A 20096-nucleotide genomic window follows, 5' to 3' on the forward strand; every position below is an offset into this window, starting at 1 on the left:
AATCAATAAACATGGGGCCGCGATATACCCGGCAACCATGCTCTTGATTCACAATAAAAGGAATACTCATGGGAATCCATGTTGCCCTGAACCACAAGACCTCATACCATTACGACAAGCGTATCACCCTCTCTCCTCAGATTGTCCGTCTGCGCCCCGCTCCTCACTGCCGGACCCCCATTCTGAGCTACTCCATGACGGTAACTCCTGAAAAACATTTTATCAACTGGCAGCAGGATCCATTCAGTAACTACCTGGGCCGCCTGGTATTTCCCGACAAAACAGACATTTTTGAGGTGGAGATCGATCTGGTGGCGGAGATGATTATCATCAACCCCTTTGATTATTTCCTGGAGCCTGACGCCGAATCATTTCCCTTTATTTATGAACCGGCTCTCAAACTGGACCTTGCTCCCTATCTGGCCAGAGAAAAGGCTGGGAAAAAGCTCCAGGAGTACATAAACAAGATAGAGCTCAAACCAAGACAGACCATCGATTTCCTGGTGGATCTGAACATGAAGCTGAGTCATGATATCAGCTATCTTATCCGCATGGAACCGAACGTGCAAAGCTGTGAAAAGACCCTCACTCTTGGCAGCGGCTCATGCAGGGATTCTGCCTGGTTGCTGGTCAATATCCTGCGTCATCTCGGTCTGGCTGCCCGTTTCGTTTCCGGTTACCTGATCCAGTTGAAACAGGATATCAAATCCCTGGACGGTCCATCGGGAACAGAAGTTGACTTCACCGATCTCCATGCCTGGACAGAGGTTTACATTCCAGGGGCTGGTTGGGTGGGTATGGATCCAACCTCCGGACTTTTCGCCGGAGAAGGACACATTCCCCTGGCCTGCTCGCCTGAACCACAGAGTGCAGCTCCCATCACCGGAGGCCTCGAATTATGTGAAGTTGACTTCAGTCACACCATGAGTGTGACAAGAATTCACGAAGCACCCCGCTCCACCCGCCCCTACCCCGAAGAAGTCTGGAGAGAGATCGTTGAATTGGGAGAACAGGTTGATCAGAAACTGACCGATGGCGATGTCCGTCTGACCATGGGAGGGGAACCCACATTTGTTTCAATCGACGATATGGATGGCGCTCAATGGAACACCGACGCCCTTGGAGAAGAAAAACTGGAGCTTTCCGGAATTCTCATTAAGGAACTGCGAAAGAAATGGGCTCCCGGAGGATTTCTCCATCATGGCCAGGGCAAATGGTATCCGGGAGAGCCCCTGCCCCGCTGGGCCATGGGCTGCTATTGGCGAAAAGACGGTAAACCTGTCTGGAAGGATGACCAGTGGCTGGCCGATGCCTCCAAAGATTATGGTTTTGATGCTGGAGATGCCAAACTTTTCATCGAGACACTGGCAGACAATCTGAGGGTGAGTCAGCGCTATATACGGGAAAGTTACGAAGACATCTTCTATTACCTGTACAAAGAGCAACGGTTGCCGGTAAATGTGGATCCTGCAGATCCAAAGCTTGACAGTGCTCTGGAACGCGCTCATATGGTACGAGCCTTTCAGCGAGGACTGGGATCAGTGGTCGGCTACGTCCTCCCTCTGCAGCATGGCTCCTGGAAGAGTGGCCCCTGGCCTTTCCGCGATGGACGGATGTTCCTTGTACCCGGTGATTCTCCTGCCGGCCTGCGCCTCCCCCTGGCCTCTCTGCCATGGGTAGCCAAAGAGGACATCCAGGAGGGGCACCCCCTGGATCCAATGATAGACAGAGAGCCCTTACCCGAACTGCATGAAAATCAGAAAGTTGTGGAAGGACAGGCTGTAGCAGTGACAGGTGACAATGTTCATATTCAGCCTGAACCCTATGCTGACCCGGAGCCCGTCAAGGGAGAATCTGCTGCCTGGCTGGTACGCACAGCCCTCTGCGTGCAGCCCCGGGAAGGACGCCTCTATATATTTATGCCACCGGTGGAATCTCTGGAGGGATACCTTGAGCTGGTGTCCATCGTCGAAGCAACTGCCGCACAGACTCAGTTGCCGGTAATCATCGAAGGATATACACCGCCCTTTGACCCGCGCCTCCAGAATCTGAAAATCACCCCGGATCCCGGAGTCATTGAAGTGAATATCCAGCCCATGCACAGCTGGCAGGAGCTGGTTGAATGTACCACCACCCTTTACGACACTGCCCGAGAGGCACGTCTGGGTACTGAAAAGTTCATGATTGACGGCCGACACACCGGCACCGGTGGTGGTAATCATATCGTCATCGGTGGATCCACCCCTGGAGACAGCCCGTTTCTACGAAGGCCGGATCTGCTTCGCAGTTTTGTCACCTTCTGGAATAATCATCCGTCCCTCTCTTTTCTTTTTTCCGGACTCTTTATCGGCCCCACCAGCCAGCAGCCGCGAATTGATGAGGCCCGCCATGACAGCCTCTATGAACTGGAAATCGCCTTTGCTGAACTGGACAGACAGACAGGTTCGGATCAGCCCTGCCCTCCCTGGCTGGTGGATCGAATTTTCCGCCACCTGCTGGTGGACGTTACCGGTAACACCCACCGGGCCGAATTCTGTATCGATAAGCTCTATTCACCGGACAGTGCTAGCGGAAGACTGGGCCTCCTTGAATTTCGCGCCTTTGAGATGCCTCCCCACGCCCGTATGAGCCTCGCCCAGCAGCTGCTGTTGCGTAGCTTTGTTGCCTGGTTCTGGGAGACGCCCTATCGTCAGAGTCTGGTGCACTGGGGAACACGGCTCCATGATCGCTTTATGCTGCCCCAGCCGGTACGGGATGATTTTGCTGATGTCCTGAATATTCTGAACCGGGCTGGCTTCCCTGTCTCGATGGATTTTTTCCATCCTCATTTCGAATTTCGCTTTCCCATTTACGGCAAAGTAACGGTTCAGGGCATGGAGATTGAACTGCGCCAGGCTCTTGAGCCCTGGCACGTATTGGGCGAAGAACCAGGCGGTGGTGGCACTGTCCGCTACGTTGACGGCTCACTGGAGAGGCTCCAGGTCAAAGTCTCCGGTATGACAGGAGAACGCTATATTATCACCTGCAACGGTCGTCGAGTTCCTCTGCAGCCAACCACAGTTGAAGGCGTATTTGTTGCCGGTATCCGCTTCCGTGCCGGAAAACCTCCATCCTGCCTCCATCCTACCATTGATGTTCATGCTCCCCTCACCATTGATCTCTTCGACACCTGGTCCAACAGGTCCGTGGGTGGCTGTACCTATCATGTGGAGCACCCAGGCGGACGAAACTCTGAAACACTTTCTGTCAACTCCTATGAGGCGGAAGGACGGCGTAACGCTCGTTTCGTTCCCAACCGGCACAGTCCCGTTCGCCCGACAGCTATTCCTGCAGATGAAATGAACCCATCTTTTCCATATACTCTTGATTTGCGCCGCCACATCGGATAACTATGCCAGATCAAACAAGGTGTACTACTATTAAAGAAACAACGAGACCTCCAGCTGTATGAGCACTGCAGACCTGAATAATCCCGCGTGCCCATGGCCTGCTGCATCTGTGTCCCTGTTTGACGCGGTTACGCTGCCACCTCAGGCCTATTGCGAAGCCTTTTCCTCCCCGGCAAGTGCCCGTGAACACTGGCGCCCCCTGCTCTCCGCATTAGATGCCAGGGGAAAACAGGAGCTCTCCCAACTCCAGGATCGCGTCAAACGCAAGTGCCACGAACATGGTGCAACCTTCAACCCTTTTGACGACCCCACCGAGCAGGAAACCCCCTGGGCTCTGGATATAATCCCGCTTCCCTTTGCCGCAGAGGAATGGGCAAATCTCGAAACAGGACTTATCCAACGGGCCCGCCTCCTGGATCAGATCCTCGCAGACACCTACGGGGCACAAAACCTGTTGAAGAATGGACAGATGCCAGCCGAACTGGTCTTTGCCAATCCGCATTTCCTGCACCAGTGTCATGGTATTCGTCCGGCCGCTGGCAAGTTCCTGACCTATTACGCGGCAGACCTTTACAGAGGAGTCGACGGATGCTTCCGGGTGCTGCGAGATTACGGTGCAAACCCCATCGGACTCGGTTATGCCCTTGAGAACAGGATCGTCAGTTCACATTTTCTTTCAGACACCTATCACAACAATCAGATCCACAGGCTGGCTCCCTTCTTCCAAACCTTTCACCGCAATCTTATCCAACGTGCCGCCCTGCACCGTGAAGATCACGGTATCGTGCTGCTCTCTCCCGGCCCAGACAGTCTCATCTACTTTGAGCATGCCCTGCTCTCACGTTACCTTGGGTACCCTCTGGTGGAAGGCCAGGATCTGACCATGCGGAACGGAAAGCTGTTTCTCAAAAAACTGGACGGCCTCGAGGAGGTGGAAGCCATCTTCCGCCACACCGGAGACAACAACAGCGATCCCTTCGCCCTACGGCGTAAATCAGCAGACGGTGTGGCAGGACTTATCCAGGTTTCCCGTGAGAATAACGTCGATATCGTCAACCCCATCGGCAGTGGATTTATTGATACACCCGTTCTTCCTGTCTTTCTGCCCAATTTTTGTCGTGAACTACTGAAAGAAGAGCTACTCCTGAAAAGTCATCCTGCCTGGTGGTGTGGGACCCCGGATGGGCGCAATCATGTTATGGCAAATATGAACACCTTGAATGTCACTTCTGCCATGACCCGATCGACAACTGCTACACGTCCGAGCGACCTGATGAATAATATTGCCGCCAGCCCCCACGCCTTTATGGCACAGGAACAGGTTTATCCTTCAATGGTTCCCGTCTGGGACAACGGCCGTGTCAATTCCCATTACTCTCTTTTACGGGTATTTGCCTGTGCAACGGATCAGGGATTTGCTTTCATGCCTGGAGGGCTGGCCATCACCGCCGCGAATGTAAAGACACTCACCAGTGACCGCCCGGAGCGACAGCAAAGCAAGGACGTCTGGGTGTTGTCTGACAAACCGGTTGAGCCTGTGAGCCTTATGAGCAGTCTCCAACAGGTGAGTGAGTTCAGTCGCAGCAGTAATCTTCCGAGCCGGGTGGCTGATCATCTGCTCTGGCTGGGACGCTATCTGGAGCGGGCCGAAGGGCTGACACGACTTCTTCTCTCCGTCTTTCGCCGGCTCTCAGGAGAATTTTCCCCACAAGATATCCCCGAATTACCGTTTCTCCTTAATCTTCTCCGTGAAAAAGATATCATTCCCAAGGCTCCCACTGACAGCAGCGGTATCCCTCTCTATCGTGAACTCCTCGCCCAACTGAATGGTGCCATGTATCAAAGCGATAAGAATCAGAGTGTTGCCACGGTTCTGAAACAGGTGCAGAAGGCAGCTCGGCATGTACGGGATCGCCTCTCTCCTGATTCCTGGCGGGTAATCAACAGACTGGAGACCTTTCCGCTGAATTCAGGCAGTGATCCTCTGGAAGTTCTTGATGACACCCTGTTCAATCTGAGCGCCTTCAGCGGACTGGCTATGGAAAGTATGACCCGTGGGCTGGGATGGCGCTTCATGGACATAGGCCGTCGCCTGGAACGGGCCATGAATCAGGCCTCCCTTGTACGCATCGGCCTCCCTCAGGTATGCAGAGCATCGGGAACTGCCCTGGAAGCGATGCTTGAGGTGTCAGACAGTATTATGACATACCGGGCGCGCTACCAGATGGCCTTTCAACTGGCTCCCGTACTGGATTTACTGCTCATGGATGAAACCAATCCTAAATCCCTGGCTTTTCAGTTCAGCCAGCTGGCTGCACACGTGGAGCATCTTCCCCGGCAGAGCGAACGCAGCTTTTCCAGTCCGGAGGAGCGCATTGTCCTTGAAATACTAACCACCGTACGTCTGCTCGATCTCACGGGGATGCTCTGCACAACAAAAGAGAGTAAAAAAAGTTCACTTGCAGCATCTCTTGAATCCATGGAGACCCTTCTTAAGGAGTTTGCTCAGCAGGTCAGCGCTCACTACCTGAGCCGGGTTCCGACCACCCCCCATTTCTCCATCATACCCGGCAACCGTAAGCCATGAGATACCGCGTAAGCCATAAAACAACCTACCGCTATTCGGAACCTGCCTCCCTTTCTCAAAACGAGGTATTTCTCCATCCCCGTGAAATTGAAACTCAACGGGTAATCGAAAGCAGACTGGCCATCGATCCAAAACCGCAATACCAGCACCGTCGTACAGATTACTTTGGCAATATCGCGCAGGTATTCATGGTACAGCATCCCCACAACGAGCTGACCATGACCGCAACCAGCATTGTGGAAACAGCCCTTCCCGTCACGCCATTAAGCACTCCTCCCTGGGAAAGCGTCGTCCAGCGACTGGCTGCCCCCGTGCGCCAGTTACCGGACCTTGAAGCCTACCAGTTCGTCTTTGCCAGCCCTCTGATCAGCGTCGCTCCCGGGGTTATGGAATATGCCAGGCCTTCCTTCCCGCCGGGTACTCCCGTACTGGACGGAGCCATGAACCTGATGGGACGAATATTTAAAGAATTCAGCTACGACACCTCGGCCACCACCGTGGATACCACCGTAGAACAACTGCTGGCAGAACGAAAAGGGGTCTGTCAGGATTTTGCCCATTTCGCCATCAGCTGTCTACGATCCATGGGACTGGCGGCACGCTATGTGAGCGGCTACCTGGAAACCATGCCACCACCGGGTAAACCCAAGATGATCGGAGCCGATGAATCCCACGCCTGGCTCTCTCTCTACATTCCGGACACAGGCTGGGTAGACCTGGACCCCACGAACAACATTATTCCAGGTGAAAATCATATCGTTCTTGCCTGGGGGCGGGATTATGGTGATGTCACCCCCGTGAAAGGAGTGGTAATGGGGGGCGGAATTCACACCCTTTCCCTGATGGTGGATGTTGCCGTACACTCCTGATTATCGGTCGTTAAGGAACCGTTCAGCCACGCAGCATACTGAAATGTGAGTTAAAATCATTCGAGAGTCACTTGTCCATCAAGAACACATCTGACAGTTTCTGCCACATCTCTCTCACTAAGCGGCTTCAGGATATATTTCTTTATGCCCAGGTCAAATGCCTCTTCCGGTGAAAGTGACTCTGTATATCCCGTACAGAGGATTATAGGCAGGTCAGGCCGAATTTGCAGCACCGCCCGTGAGAGTTCATCACCGGTCAGTCCCGGCATTGTCTGGTCAGTAATGAGGAGATCAAAGGATTGCGGTTCAGCACGAAAACGTTCCAACGCCTTTGAACCACTGGTTTCTTTTGTTACGGTATATCCTAAACCTGTTAACAGATCTCCCAATATCTCGACAAGATCCCATTCATCATCCACGACAAGTATGCGCTCATCCCCCCTGGGAAGTGCACCTGCCTCTATTGTATTCTGTGCCACCTCAGTGTCTTCAGTTACCCGAGGCAGGAATACGTGAAAGACTGTGCCTTCACCCGGCTCACTGCCAACGGTTATAAAGCCCTTGCATTTCTTAACAATTCCATGGGTTACCGCCAGGCCAAGCCCCGTCCCACTGCCCTGTTTCTTAGTCGTGAAATAGGGTTCAAAAATTCTCTCCATTGTGGCCTCATCCATACCCTCACCGCTATCTCTTACCGATAGGACGACAAAAGAACCGGCCGCTATACCGGATTTCCCGACAAGTTGTTCCGGCCCCATCTCTATCCGGCTTAGACCTACTTCCAGACTTCCGTTCTTTTTACCGATGGCATGGGAGGCATTTGTGCAGAGGTTAATCACGACCTGATGAATATTGGTGGAATCAGCAAGAACCAGACCGCAATTTGGATCAATACGTGTCACTATATCGATAGTTGTTGGCAAAGAGGAGCGCAGCATCTTCAAAGACTCATTCACAATCAGATCAATGCGAAGGGGTTCTCTTTTGTGACTGTTTGAGCGGCTGAAGGTGAGTATCTGTTTGACAAGCTCTGCGGCCCTGTTTCCAGCATCTATCATCCTGCCCAGATATCTTTCCTCGTCACTCCCCACGGGCATTCTGGGTTTGATAATCTCTGCATAGCCGAGAATAGCAGCAAGGATATTATTGAAATCATGGGCAACCCCGCCGGCAAGGGTGCCGATGGCTTCCATCTTCTGCGCCTGGGTGAGTTCTTTCTCCAGCTTAATTTTCTCAGTAATATCCTGGGCAACATTTACGATATACTGAACCTCATGGTCTGGGTCCCGAAGAGGAGCAGAAGTCACCTGAAAAACTTTTTGCAAATGCTCATGTTCAATGATGGCGTGATGTTTCTGATAATCGGTAAACGATGCCATGCCCGGACAGTCCCTGCATGGTTTTGACTTGCACTTAAACAAGTTGTGGCAGCAGGTTCCAAGTAACTCCTGCGGGGTCAACCCAAAACAGTCAAATGCTGCCCGATTTGCCCGGACAATTTTCATATTTCTGTCTTGAAGCGTTATAATATCAGGGATAGCATCAAATGTTTTTTCCCATTCATCTTTACTTCGCTGCAACTGTTTTGTTCGCTCGATAACCTGCTCTTCAAGAGAACTGTTCAGCTGTGCCAGTATCTCTCTGCGACTGTACTGCAGGTAAAATATGAAAAGAACCAGAGCAACCAGAAACAGGCTCAAACCCAAAACAATTCTATAATATTTTGCATTCTGAACAAAAACAGGAGAATGACTTCTAACAGTCAAAAAAGCCACCATCTCTTTTGTTACCGGGTTTAAAACAGGGATTGCGGTAAAGACCATATCTATGGAAGGATCATATAATGATGTGATTTTATGCGTATGGACATTGGCATGAATTGCGGCAACTATCTCCCCGCTCGGTTCCAGATCCTTCATCTTCCTGCTGGATACTTTTTTTAGCACTGCCAACACATTATTGTCGTACATAAACCCTTTATGATGAGAACTTTTATAGAGCGTCTTGACTTCTCCCGGAAAAACCTTTCTCGTCGCAATATCCTCTCTAATATAAAAATTACTCAATACGTCATACTGTTTCATCAGAGTGGAGGTGAGGACCTCGGGACTGAAGGATATTTCAAAACTGCCCAGATGACTTTTGTCAACTGCTGTGATGGGAAAAACAAAGCGATAACCACCAGCGGCCCGCCCAATCTCAAAACCATCAATAGCGAGATGATTCTTATTCATATACACGACTGTCTCACGAATGTTTGTCAGGTCATCTCCAAACTTTATCGGTCGATGAACACGCAAAAAAGACTCGTTATTCAACAGGTGAAAATGAAGTTGTTTCACCTTCATTTCTTTATTCAAATAGAGGTAACGGTGCTGAATTCTGGAGCGCAGTTCCTCTCGTAAAAGATTTTTCTGTTCCTCATCGGCCTGGGACAGTTTCTGATAGAAATCATGAATCTCAAATCTTTCCATCAGGCTGAAGCGAATATGTTCCGCCAGCTGCTTATGCTGAGCATAGATAGTATTGTAAGCGTCTTGATAGTTTTTTGAAATGAGCTGCAAATGCTGCTGTTGGCTCTGCTCTCTTGTCCTGTCCAATAAAAAGTACAACAGTGCTGCCAGGACGGCGAAAACAAGCAATAAAACAGCCTTGATGCGTATATTCTTGATTTTCATTACACGTTCTTCAATTTATCATCAAGTAAACGCCTGACCGTCCGGGCAAGGATTTCCTTGCTCACAGGCTTTTCGATAAAACTTTTTATTCCAAGTGAACACACCTCATCCTCGGACAGAGCAGACGTATATCCTGTACAGAGAATTACAGGTAAATCGGGCCTTACGGCAAGCATGGCCTGTGCCAGTTCGACACCGGTCACATCTGGCATGGTCTGATCGGTGAACACCAGGTCAAAGGAATCAGGAGATGCAAGAAACAGCTTCAATGCTGCTGTACTCCGCATCTCTGTGACCACACTGTACCCGAAGCCGTTCAGATAGATCTCAGTAACATCCAGAAGGTCCGGTTCATCATCTACAACAAGTATTCTTTCATTGCCCATCGGGAGCTGAGTAGTCTCTTCAGAGGTGGACACAAGAGTCAGATTCTCCTGAACCTCAGGAAGGTACACACTAAAACAGCTCCCCTCTCCTGAACAACTCTCCACCTGAATAAAACCATGTATGTCCTCCACAATACCATGAATCACAGCTAGTCCAAGTCCCGTCCCCTCTCCCTTTTCCTTGGTAGTGAAATATGGCTCGAAAATTCGTGCTATGGTTTCCTCACTCATACCGTTGCCAGTGTCTTTCACCCTTAACAGTACAAAGAAACCTGCATCCACCAGTGGTTTGTCCGCAACCTGTTCAGCACTCAAACACACCCGATCCAGACTCACCTCCAGGATTCCCTTGGCGTTACCAATGGCCTGTGAGGCATTTGCACAAAGATTCACCACAATCTGATGGATACTCGTCGGGTTGGCGAGAACCGTCCCGTTTTCAGAGCGGACATTCGTTCGTATATCTATGGTGGTGGGCAATGAGGAGCGGAGCATTTTAAGCGCTTCTTTAACAATCAGATGGACATGTAAAGGTTCTTTTTTTTGTTCATTTTTCCTGCTGAAGGTAAGTATCTGCCTGACGAGTTCTGTGGCCCGCTTCCCAGCCAGTAAAACCTGGTTAATGTTTTCCTTTGCATTACTGCCTGTCGGAAGATCCATTTTTGTGATTTCAGCATATCCGATGATTGCTGAAAGGATATTATTGAAATCGTGGGCAATCCCACCCGCCAGGGTACCAACTGCTTCCATCTTTTGAGCCTGATGCAACTGATCCCTCAATTCGGCGTTTGTTTTTTCAGCGGCAAGCCTTCCGGTGATATCCCGACTCACTCCTTGATATCCTGCAAATACTCCTTCACTGTCAAAAATCGGCTGACCTGACACCTCAACCATAACGGGATACCCATTTTTATGTTTTACTTCGAGCACTCTATCCTTAAAAGAAATACCCCATCTCGTGTAATGAACCAAAAGCCCTTTATCTTTTACTGCATCATTCTCCCACAAAAAATCGCGATGGGAAAACCCTTTCACTTCCTCTGGCTCATAGCCCAATATTAGCTGAACTGAAGGGCTGGTATAGACAAACACACCATCCTTGTCTATTTCCCATACCCAGTCAGAGATATTCTCAATCAAATTCCGAAACCTGTTTTCACTGATCGAGAGTTCTGACGCCGTATCCAGAACCTTCTCCTTGAGTTGTACATTGAGAGCACGTAATATCTCGCCGGAGAGAGTGTTTCTTCTCTCATAAAATTGTACAAAAACAAGGGTAACAAGCAGAGGAAGAACACCATAGAAAATATCTGGAGCTGTATAGTTCTTCGCTTCACTGGTTGCACTGAAATATATAACCAGCAACAGTGACAAACTAAACAGTATGTAGGCCCATTTCTTTTCGGTGAGATAAAACGCCGTAATAATCAGAACCAGAAACCAGCTTATCCCGGCAATATCACTTGACAAAAACCTGTAGGTCAGGGAGATTATCACTAACGAGACAAACATGATCCAGAGGATGAGTGCCGGGAAAAGCCTTTGGGAACGTCTTGCAAGAAGGGCAATAAGGATTGCCAGCGCAATGTAGACAAAGTCCACAGCCCCCTGCAGAGTATTACCGGTTGCAAAACGCAGCAGGCCGGCGATTGAAACAAGAAGCACATTACTGCCGATAAGACAGTTGAACAGGATATATTTTAAACGTAACTCATACTCATCTTCGGAGAATTCAAAGCCACTCTGTAAGATATTCAAGAAGTTCATACTTTATCCCACCCGGACTGATCGCCAAGGATATATTACTGCAATACATACAGGAAGAGTGAGTTACAGCGTAACATACATTCTGCACCCAGACGGCCCTCCCTCTAATCATTTCCACATGCAGGAGCAGAACTCTTTATTCTATGGGATGCACTGTTTATTTGAAAGAAAAAAAACTGCCACAGTAGTATTACAGGAACCACGGAACAAACATCCTGCTCCGTTTCATATATGCCCTGTAGGAGGAGCCAAAAAAACGAATATTCTCCTGCTCCTCCACCCTTGCAGCAAGAAAAAGGAAGGCGCTCACGCCCAAAACCAGTCCCAAGGTTAAGGGCGTAGTATTTTTCAGACATGCCCCCCACCCGAGAAACAGCAGAGAGCTGTACATGGGATGCCGAATATACCGATAGAGACCCGTATCAACCACATTGACCGTGTTCTCAAAAGCGTGATTTTCAGGAGTGCCTGGCCGATCCCCGTGGCCACCCCGTTTTTTCAACATAATCAGGGCCTGGACAATAAAAGAGATTGAAACCGCCAGCAACAGCCAGGACAGGATATGAAGAGGTGAGCTTGGATCTACAAACCAATAGGGATGATTCAACAGAACAAGAACCAGATTCCCTTCAAAGACAAAGAACCTGTAGAAACCGTGCGTTTTGGGATTGAGCAGAGAACGTCTGGAAACGTAAAGAAAGAAAAGAGTGCCGACAGTAAACAGAATAATTCGGGTCATAACACCTCGCTCACAAACAGATTTTTTTCCGGAACTCCTCTGGACCCAGGATCAGTTTGACGGTACTGAATGAACCCATAATAGTACCAATAACACCAGGCGCAACCACATTCTGCCCGGCGAGATACAGCCCCTGAACCGCGGTACGATTGAGCAGAGCAGTGGCCAGAGTCTGGCTTGAGGACCTTAGAACTCCATAGGCGCTGCCATCCGGGCTATTCACCCAATCGCGTATGGTGAGTGGCGTGTATGCATCCACCATCTTAAGTCTCTTCAAAGGACCAAACAATTCTTCCGCCTCAGCCACGAGAGCACTGGCCAGTTTATTTTTCGCTTCACCATAACCGGCATCACGTCGTCCTGTTTTGCTGTCCCTCCAGTCTTCCCAGAGAGCATCATTTCCCGATGTAAGGATTGACAGCAACGTACTGTTTTCAGTTTTGTTTTTTCTAAACTGATAATATTTCAGATCTGTAATGTTCCCGTCAACGTCCGTTTCAACCTTAAAGGTATTGTGTGGCACTTCCGGATGCGTATCGGCATCGATACGAGCATGAACCGCAAAAATAGAGTGGGTATTTTCTAACCGTTTTATACGGTTTCGATATGATGGCTTCACCGCTCCGTCGGGCAGCATTCGTAAAACGACCTGGGGATGTACTGCCCCTATAACGATAGAGGCCGGCAGGTATTCTCCTGATTCAAGACGCACGCCGCCGACAACTCGTGAATCCACTGCTATACTGCTCACTTCAGCTGAGGTAATAAGCTTTCCCCCCAGCGCCTTGAAGCGATCGACAAGGACATCTGCCATATGAGCGCCACTCTTTTCCAGACGCCAGGATGAAGAGAGGTAGGAGGCAAGGGCCATATTATGATAATAGGCAGGACAATCCGCAATCGACACACCTATCCAGGAGGAGGGAATAGCAAGCACACTCCGCAGACCGGGAGAGCAACCAAGCTGATCCAGAATGTCCCCATAGGGTTCGGTTTGGTCGAGGAGAGAGAAATCTTCCGTTGCATACAAAGCATCAAGAGAGTGCAGTTGTTCGGAACTCTTTCGAATGGCTGCAACAACGTTTTCAATACAGGACGTTTCAGCAGGAAATGCTTTTCTGAGATTATTTTCGTAGGCATCAAAGCCGACGGGTAAATCAAACTGAGGAGGGTGAGTTGCCGGAGCATCAAAGAGGTAGCGATCAATGACACCACTGGTTCCCATAGGTGTGACAGGGATAACATCGCGAACACCAAGATAATCAAAAAATTTCCTGAGAACCTGGCCCTTACCGAGAGATCCGAGATAATGTACCCCAACCTCACATTCCATTCCATCCCTGGTATAACTACGGAGTAACCCCCCGGCCCGTCTGTTTTTCTCAACGACAGTCACATCATAGCCGAGACCGGCAAGGATTATCCCCGAGCTTAAACCGCCGATACCTGATCCGACAATGACCAGCTTTTCAGCGTCATGCTTCACTCCTGCCCTCACGGTTCACTTTTTTGATTCCGCCAGCAGGTGGGATCGGAGGCAAGATAATCGCCGGTAAGCTGATAGGCTGCTCCACGGCAGCCGTAACACTCCTCGGCCTTATCGCAGTCCCTGCATTCACCCCTAATCATCTCCCGATAATTCTTGAGATTCTGAATAACTTCACTATTCTTCAAAATATGTGCAAGGCTGTTGTTGCGGATATTATCCAAGGGAATGGTCACCCCGACGCAGGGCATCACATCACCGGTTGCGGTCAGGAGGCAGGACACCTGATGGCGCATACATTTATTCCCGACAAGGGGAGGCTGGGGCTCCCACTCACGACCATACGTTTCCTGGTCAATTGCAGACAGCTCTGCAAACAGATTTTTCAATTTTTCAGAATCAACGGTGAGCCAGCTATTTGTAATGGCATTTGCCTGGGGGGTGATCACCTCAAAATAAGGCTCCATTTTCTGGTCTCGAATCCACTTCCACATCTCGACCAGTTCATCAAAGTTTGTCTGGCAAATCACCGTTGAAAGAGCAAGGAAGAGATCAGAAGAGGGGTACCCTGCAACTTTCAGATTAGCAAAGGCAGTTTGAATAATATCATAGGCCCCTTCCCTTCCTGCCAGGCGATCCTGTACTTCCCGTTTCATGGAGTTCAGTTTTAATACCACCCGGACTTTCAGTTTTGCCAAAAGCTGTGCAAGCTCACCATCCACTCCGGTTCCATTGGTAAACATTTCAATTTGAAAACCATGGTCATCCAGAAATCTCAGCATCTCAGGAAGATGTGGATAGATACTCGGCTCTCCACCCAGGATAATAATCTTTCTGGCCCCGAGCGCCTTGGCCTGAAGAAGCACATCCTTCAGCTCATCTTTTGTCAGTTCCCCTCTGCACTCCTTCTTCTCGGGCACATAACAGTATGAACAGCGAAAATTACAGATACGACTGAACTCTATTTCCATTGACAGGAGCCTGTCTTCGGCCACTGCGTTTTTTATTTCTTCTTCAGTAAATTCAAGATTATATAGCTGCATATCATTCTTTTATATTTAATAATCATTTAGATCGGTAAAAGTATTCATCCGTTCCAGACGTTCTATTTCCCGTTTATAGCGCCCCTGCCACCCATATTTTCTCATCACCCGACGATAGTGCAGTTTCAAAATCGGCTTAAAGGCAAAGAGCCATATCCATGTCCAGAGCTTTCCCTGTTTTTTTACAGTGTTGGGTGGTTTCCACCAACCAAGCACAATCTGTCGCTGATACCAGAAGTGGTACTGTAACGCATCTGAGTCAAGAAAGTTAGTCCGAACATTAGCCCAAAGTCCATTATATTTTTTCAGATCTGTCCTATTCGTAACCAGGTCCAAAGACAAAAGATGCTCACGCATACCCGTTTTGGGATAGGGGGTAATAATCTGGCAATAGGCCGCGTCAGCTCCAATCTCCTTAAAAAACTGGTAATTTTCCGTAATGGATTCCACATCATCCTCGGGAAACCCAAAGATAAGTCCGCCAATCACCATCATTCCATATTTATGACAGTTATCAATGGCCTTCCTGGAAGCAGCGACGATATCACCCTTGCCCGCTGCACTGAGATTCTTTTTGGAACCATTTTCTATACCCAGAAAAACAGAGCAAAACCCCGCCGCAGCCATTTTCGCCACCATATCTTCCCGCATTGCCATGGTGACACAGTCTGCCTGAACAAAGAACTTCAGCTTTTTATAGCCCCTGGCGATAATGGCATCACAAAGCTCAATTACCCGTTTCGGGTTGAGTACCATATTGTCATCGGTGATAAAGATGGAACGTACCTTGCGATTAAAATAGATATCATCAATATCTTCGAGCACCCGGCTTATGGGATAGATACGAAAACTTCGCCCGTACATATTTTTCATGCTGCAGAAGTTGCATGACCGGGTGCAGCCCCGGGACGTTTCCAGAGTTTCTATACTGGCATTCATCAGATGATAGCCCCAGGTCAACCTGCGTTTATCACGGATGGGGAGCTTTATCGTTTTAAGGTCAAGATTTTCCGCCCGAGGGTTATGGATAAACTTTCCGTCACTCTCGTTGCGAAACGAAAGTCCGGGGATATCCGAAAACGTATCTTTTCCTGCAAGTCCATTTACCAGACGCCTGCATACCTCTTCCCCCTCACCTCGTACGATATAATCGATCCATCGGGACTGGGGAGAATCAGCTATTTCCTCTGCCATCAAAGTCGCGTGATAGCCGCCGATAACAATCTGTATATCAGGATGCATATCCTTGATCAAATGGGCAATTTTAATGCAGGTATCGTACTGCCAGGCCATGGCCGACAGGCCGACCAGATCCGGTTTTATTTTACCTATAATTTTAGTCAGATATTTTTTTACCGAACGCCGTTTCCGGATAAGGTCGACCAGAAAAACCTCATGTTCCGAATCAATATTACCGCCAATACTTGCAATACCAAGGTTTGGTATATGCACGGCTGCCTCATGGACAAGCACTGGGACCACATCGGGCATGGAAACCAGTAAAACCTTCACCGCCCTCCCTCCATGCAACTGCCATCGGATTCAAAAATCTGGCGAACCTTTTTCTCAAGGGCCGTGGCAGATATCCTTCCCGCATCCACTCCAGGATCGAGACAGCCAATACTCTTCATTCGTATGTGGTTATGCACCCTGGTATTAAAAAAAAACTTTCCCGGAGTAAACAGTTTATCACTATTACAGAGGCTCAACACATGAACAGGACATCTATACATACGGGCTATCTTAAAGACGCCCCTATGAAAATCACCAAGATGAGAAGCCGTGTTTCTGGTTCCTTCAGGAAAGACGAAGAGATTGCCACCATTTTTAAAATAACTTCCCATATTTTCCACCTGAGCTATCATCCTTTTTGCATGAGCGCCTTCTGTAGTTGCAGGAAGATAGCCGGAAACCTTGAGTAACCAGCCGAAAACAGGTGCATGAAAAAATTTCGTCTTTACAATGGTCTTGTTTTGAGGCAACTGAGAAATCAGGAGAAGCGGATCAAGATAGGAGAGATGATTACAAACTATGATGGCACCGTGAATTTCCCTTATTTTTCGATCAATCTCCCATATATGCCTCGGTACCAGGGTGCGGAGGAGCCAGAAGAATCCTTTAAAAAACAGATGATCGAGATACTGAAAGGCCCGCTCCCTGTCTCTCGCGAAGAAAAAGACAGCCAGATAAAAAAAGGAGAAGAACAGCAGGAAGGCAAAGATAAAATAAAACCAGCAGACAAGGGTCACCACAACATCACTGATCCTGTCCATAAAGCTTCCCTGCAACTTATTCCCGGCCATCTGTTACAAGCAGACAGGTGTTCACTCCACCAAAGGCAAAATTCTGAATGGCAGCGGTACGGGTTTCAGTCTCTGTTACTTCGCGAAGGTGCCGCAGCATTGCACAGCGTGGATCTACGTTTTCAAGATTCAGGGTTGGAGCCAGAAAGCCTTCCTCCATCATATACAGACTTAAAATGAGTTCAATAGCGCCGCAGGTTCCCATGGTATGGCCCATATAACTTTTCAGGCCAGCCACCCAGGGTTTGTCTCCGTACACTTCTGCAATAGCCTGTGATTCAATCACGTCACCCATCTTGGTTGCCGTGGCGTGGGCAGAAATAAAATCAATATCGGCAGGTTTTCTGCCTGCATCCTCTAGAGCCAGACTGAGCGTTGCCGTTATCCCGCCCAGATTGGGAAGAATAAGATCACCGCCATTATTGTTGCAGGCAAAACCAATCACCTCACCTAGTATCAGGGCTCCGCGAGCCCTGGCATGTTCATACTCTTCAAGGAGTACAGCAGCCCCGCCTTCTCCCACCACCAGACCATCACGATTCACATCGAAGGGACGGGGAGTACATTCGGGGGTGTCATTATAGTCCACGGAACAGGCGAGAAGATTATCAAAAACTGCCACCGTTGTGGTGTCATACTCATCGGCACCTCCCGCGATCATTGCATCCTGCATCCCAAATTTCACCATTTCATAGGCAAAGCCAATGGACTGGCTCGATGTGGTACAGGCAGTGGATGAGGCCACCACACGTCCCGTAATTCCATACATCCTGGTGATATTTACAGCGGTGGTGTGCACCATGGATTTCAGGTAATCCACGGCACCGATGGAGGAAAACTTTGATTGATCGTCACTGAAAAAGGTCTTGTAGATATTGCGTTGCACCGTAGGACTGCCATGGGTTGAGCTGAAGGAGACCCCTAAACGACCGGAACGGATAAACTCCTGATCCAATCCGGATGCAGCCAGAACATCACCGGCGACCTTGCAGGCGTAATAGGCGACGGGCCCCATGGTTTTGGTATCCTTGCGTGCAAACCCAAAATCAATGGGATAATCAACGGTACCGAATACTTTCGAGTGGATACGCTCCGTGAGCAGACCATCATCCCGCAGGGCTTTAACCCCAGACTTCCCCCGGCGCAGACTCTCTACAATGGCATCTTTTCCGTAGCCAATGGGGGTAATGGCAGAACAGGCGGTGATAACGACTCGTCTTGTCATAAGGGAATCACCAATCAGCTACTGTGGGCAGTCTGGATGGTCTCGATGTAATCGAGGATATCACTGATGGTACGGATACTCATCGCCTGTTCCTTTTCTTTTCGTGATATTTGATAACCGAGCATGTCTTCGATTTTCGCAAGCAATTCAATGGCATCAATACTATCAAAGCCGTGATCATCTCTAAGGTTATCGGTTAATCCCGGATCCTCAAATTCAAATTCGTCTACTAAAATTGCTACGATTTTTCCCTGCAGTTCATCTCTTGTCATGGTGTTTTTGTATGTTTGAATAGTTTCAATCTAAGCTTTTTTACTGTTTGATACTACACAGTTTCCCGATAAAATGAAAACAGAATGTTCACCCCCCAAAGGGGAACTGAAAAAAGCATGAGAAATGTGGGCTAATGATATTTGACAGCTCATTCCGAATAAGAGATACTACAATTATGGTAAAGTATTTGTAAACCAAAAGACACACCGAGACAACGCCCTGGAAGATCAGAATATGAATGCCACAAACATGCGTTCCAAGCCCAAGTTAATTGGGGACCTACTCGACATCATACACAATGCGGTCATTGTCATTAACTCTCAAAACAGAATCGTTTATGCAAACAGTCGTACTGCTGTGATGTTCAGGACATCGGTTGCCGAACTCCAGGATAATGACATCTTCCACCTCTTCATGCCGGATGATACCGAAATAATGGTAAGCAATATCCTCCATATTACGCGAAATGAGCGTGAATTCGAGGGTGAAGCAATGCTGAAGCGCATGGACGGCAGTAGTTTTATGGGACTTATCTCCGGGACCTCGTTCCAATGGGATGAAAATCAGGACGGAATAGCCTTCTCAATCCATGACATTACTGATATGAAAGCCATTGAGCGCTCTCTGAGACATTCAGAGCGAATGGCCTTCCTTGGTAACCTGATAGATGACATCAGCCATCAGATCCGTAACCCTATCATGGTTATCGGAGGCTTTGCCAAACGCCTTGATGCACTAAATAATTCACCAAAGGAAACCAAAGCCATAATCAGTGAATCCAGACGCCTTGAGGACCTTCTTGATACTCTTAACAACTTTATGCATCTGCCAAGCCCGGACACAAAACGTGTCCCCATGGGTGATCTTATACACATTGCAGAAACATTCCTGCGCGACACCGTAGAGGCCTGCAGCTGTAACTGGTTCAGTGAGTACGCTGACAACATAGGTGAAGAGGAACTGCTGCTCGACCTAAGTCTCATCACCAAAGCCCTGGAAGCTGTCATACTAAACGGTTGTGAATCCTACGATTGCAGCACAGCCGCGAACAGGGATATTATTTTCAAAATCCATCACTCCAATAATCCCACCCACCCCTATGATATTGAAATCACAGACCGTGGTGCCGGGATATCCAGCACCGTTTTTCCGCATATTTTTGACCATTTTTATTCAAACAAAACCAAACATATTGGAATGGGACTGACCTTCGCCCAGAGAATTGTCGAGGAACAGCGAGGCACACTGAGCATAACTTCCAAGGTCAGCAAAGGCAGCACCGTCAGCTTCCATTTGGTAAAAGAGAGACGACGCCCCATCCGTACCACAAAGTTTCACTAAGCATTGAACC

Annotated in this window: 13 protein-coding genes; 4 read left to right on the forward strand and 9 right to left on the reverse strand. The window is 48.8% G+C overall.

Features of this window, described 5'->3' with window-relative positions; translation table 11 throughout:
• Positions 1-68 precede the first annotated feature (68 nt).
• Genes UWK_RS00570 through UWK_RS00580 form a run of 3 tightly spaced genes read left to right on the forward strand, consistent with a single transcriptional unit; the run spans position 69 to position 6845 of the window.
• Entirely contained in the window at positions 69-3389 is a 3321-nt protein-coding gene (locus tag UWK_RS00570) for a transglutaminase family protein (protein WP_015402398.1), read from the forward strand.
• A 58-nt stretch (positions 3390-3447) separates the two neighbouring features.
• A complete protein-coding gene (locus tag UWK_RS00575) occupies positions 3448-5976 on the forward strand; it encodes a circularly permuted type 2 ATP-grasp protein (protein WP_015402399.1) in 2529 nt (842 codons plus the stop codon).
• Positions 5973-6845 (forward strand): transglutaminase family protein, encoded by an 873-nt coding sequence (locus UWK_RS00580; RefSeq protein WP_015402400.1) that lies wholly within the window; start codon positions 5973-5975, stop codon positions 6843-6845. The genes UWK_RS00575 and UWK_RS00580 overlap by 4 nt, the downstream gene beginning before the upstream one ends.
• Before the next feature lie 56 nt (positions 6846-6901).
• Here UWK_RS00580 and UWK_RS17990 read toward each other — a convergent pair whose 3' ends face one another.
• The 9 genes from UWK_RS17990 to UWK_RS00625 all read right to left on the reverse strand — a co-directional run bounded on the left by UWK_RS17990 (position 6902) and on the right by UWK_RS00625 (position 18744).
• Positions 6902-9523 carry an ATP-binding protein gene (locus tag UWK_RS17990; protein WP_015402401.1) on the reverse strand — a complete coding sequence of 874 codons (2622 nt, stop codon included), beginning with the start codon at positions 9521-9523 and terminating at the stop codon, positions 6902-6904.
• Positions 9523-11676, reverse strand: coding sequence for a hybrid sensor histidine kinase/response regulator (locus UWK_RS17995; RefSeq protein WP_015402402.1), 2154 nt, complete (start codon positions 11674-11676; stop codon positions 9523-9525). The genes UWK_RS17990 and UWK_RS17995 overlap by 1 nt, the downstream gene beginning before the upstream one ends.
• A 190-nt stretch (positions 11677-11866) precedes the next feature.
• Positions 11867-12415, reverse strand: coding sequence for a methyltransferase family protein (locus UWK_RS00595; protein WP_015402403.1), 549 nt, complete (start codon positions 12413-12415; stop codon positions 11867-11869).
• Between the two features lie 10 nt (positions 12416-12425).
• Positions 12426-13901, reverse strand: a complete 1476-nt coding sequence (locus UWK_RS00600) for a phytoene desaturase family protein (RefSeq protein ID WP_015402404.1) — start codon at positions 13899-13901, stop codon at positions 12426-12428.
• An 8-nt stretch (positions 13902-13909) separates the two neighbouring features.
• Complete coding sequence (locus UWK_RS00605) at positions 13910-14944, reverse strand: radical SAM/SPASM domain-containing protein (RefSeq protein ID WP_015402405.1); 1035 nt, start codon at positions 14942-14944, stop codon at positions 13910-13912.
• 15 nt (positions 14945-14959) lie between these two features.
• Entirely contained in the window at positions 14960-16456 is a 1497-nt protein-coding gene (locus UWK_RS00610; protein ID WP_015402406.1) for a B12-binding domain-containing radical SAM protein, read from the reverse strand.
• Positions 16453-17217, reverse strand: coding sequence for a lysophospholipid acyltransferase family protein (locus tag UWK_RS00615; protein WP_015402407.1), 765 nt, complete (start codon positions 17215-17217; stop codon positions 16453-16455). Before UWK_RS00615 ends, UWK_RS00610 begins: the two co-directional genes overlap by 4 nt.
• 16 nt (positions 17218-17233) lie before the next feature.
• Complete coding sequence (locus UWK_RS00620) at positions 17234-18472, reverse strand: beta-ketoacyl-[acyl-carrier-protein] synthase family protein (RefSeq protein WP_015402408.1); 1239 nt, start codon at positions 18470-18472, stop codon at positions 17234-17236.
• Positions 18473-18486: 14 nt separating this feature from the next.
• Positions 18487-18744, reverse strand: a complete 258-nt coding sequence (locus UWK_RS00625; protein WP_015402409.1) for an acyl carrier protein — start codon at positions 18742-18744, stop codon at positions 18487-18489.
• Between the two features lie 235 nt (positions 18745-18979).
• Here UWK_RS00625 and UWK_RS00630 point away from each other — a divergent pair, with 235 nt between their 5' ends.
• Positions 18980-20086: a two-component system sensor histidine kinase NtrB gene (locus UWK_RS00630; protein ID WP_015402410.1), complete on the forward strand. Its 1107-nt coding sequence runs from the start codon at positions 18980-18982 to the stop codon at positions 20084-20086.
• The last annotated feature ends 10 nt before the right edge of the window (positions 20087-20096 follow it).

The organism is Desulfocapsa sulfexigens DSM 10523 (assembly GCF_000341395.1).
Lineage (GTDB): Bacteria > Desulfobacterota > Desulfobulbia > Desulfobulbales > Desulfocapsaceae > Desulfocapsa > Desulfocapsa sulfexigens.

What these genes read in the sequence shown, in the direction of transcription:
- UWK_RS00570 (WP_015402398.1), top strand. Translation starts at nt 69, where the DNA reads ATGGGAATCCATGTTGCCCTGAACCACAAGACCTCATACCATTACGAC.
- UWK_RS00575 (WP_015402399.1), top strand. Translation starts at nt 3,448, where the DNA reads ATGAGCACTGCAGACCTGAATAATCCCGCGTGCCCATGGCCTGCTGCA.
- UWK_RS00580 (WP_015402400.1), top strand. Translation starts at nt 5,973, where the DNA reads ATGAGATACCGCGTAAGCCATAAAACAACCTACCGCTATTCGGAACCT.
- UWK_RS17990 (WP_015402401.1), bottom strand. Translation starts at nt 9,523, where the DNA reads ATGAAAATCAAGAATATACGCATCAAGGCTGTTTTATTGCTTGTTTTC.
- UWK_RS17995 (WP_015402402.1), bottom strand. Translation starts at nt 11,676, where the DNA reads ATGAACTTCTTGAATATCTTACAGAGTGGCTTTGAATTCTCCGAAGAT.
- UWK_RS00595 (WP_015402403.1), bottom strand. Translation starts at nt 12,415, where the DNA reads ATGACCCGAATTATTCTGTTTACTGTCGGCACTCTTTTCTTTCTTTAC.
- UWK_RS00605 (WP_015402405.1), bottom strand. Translation starts at nt 14,944, where the DNA reads ATGCAGCTATATAATCTTGAATTTACTGAAGAAGAAATAAAAAACGCA.
- UWK_RS00615 (WP_015402407.1), bottom strand. Translation starts at nt 17,217, where the DNA reads ATGGACAGGATCAGTGATGTTGTGGTGACCCTTGTCTGCTGGTTTTAT.
- UWK_RS00620 (WP_015402408.1), bottom strand. Translation starts at nt 18,472, where the DNA reads ATGACAAGACGAGTCGTTATCACCGCCTGTTCTGCCATTACCCCCATT.
- UWK_RS00625 (WP_015402409.1), bottom strand. Translation starts at nt 18,744, where the DNA reads ATGACAAGAGATGAACTGCAGGGAAAAATCGTAGCAATTTTAGTAGAC.
- UWK_RS00630 (WP_015402410.1), top strand. Translation starts at nt 18,980, where the DNA reads ATGAATGCCACAAACATGCGTTCCAAGCCCAAGTTAATTGGGGACCTA.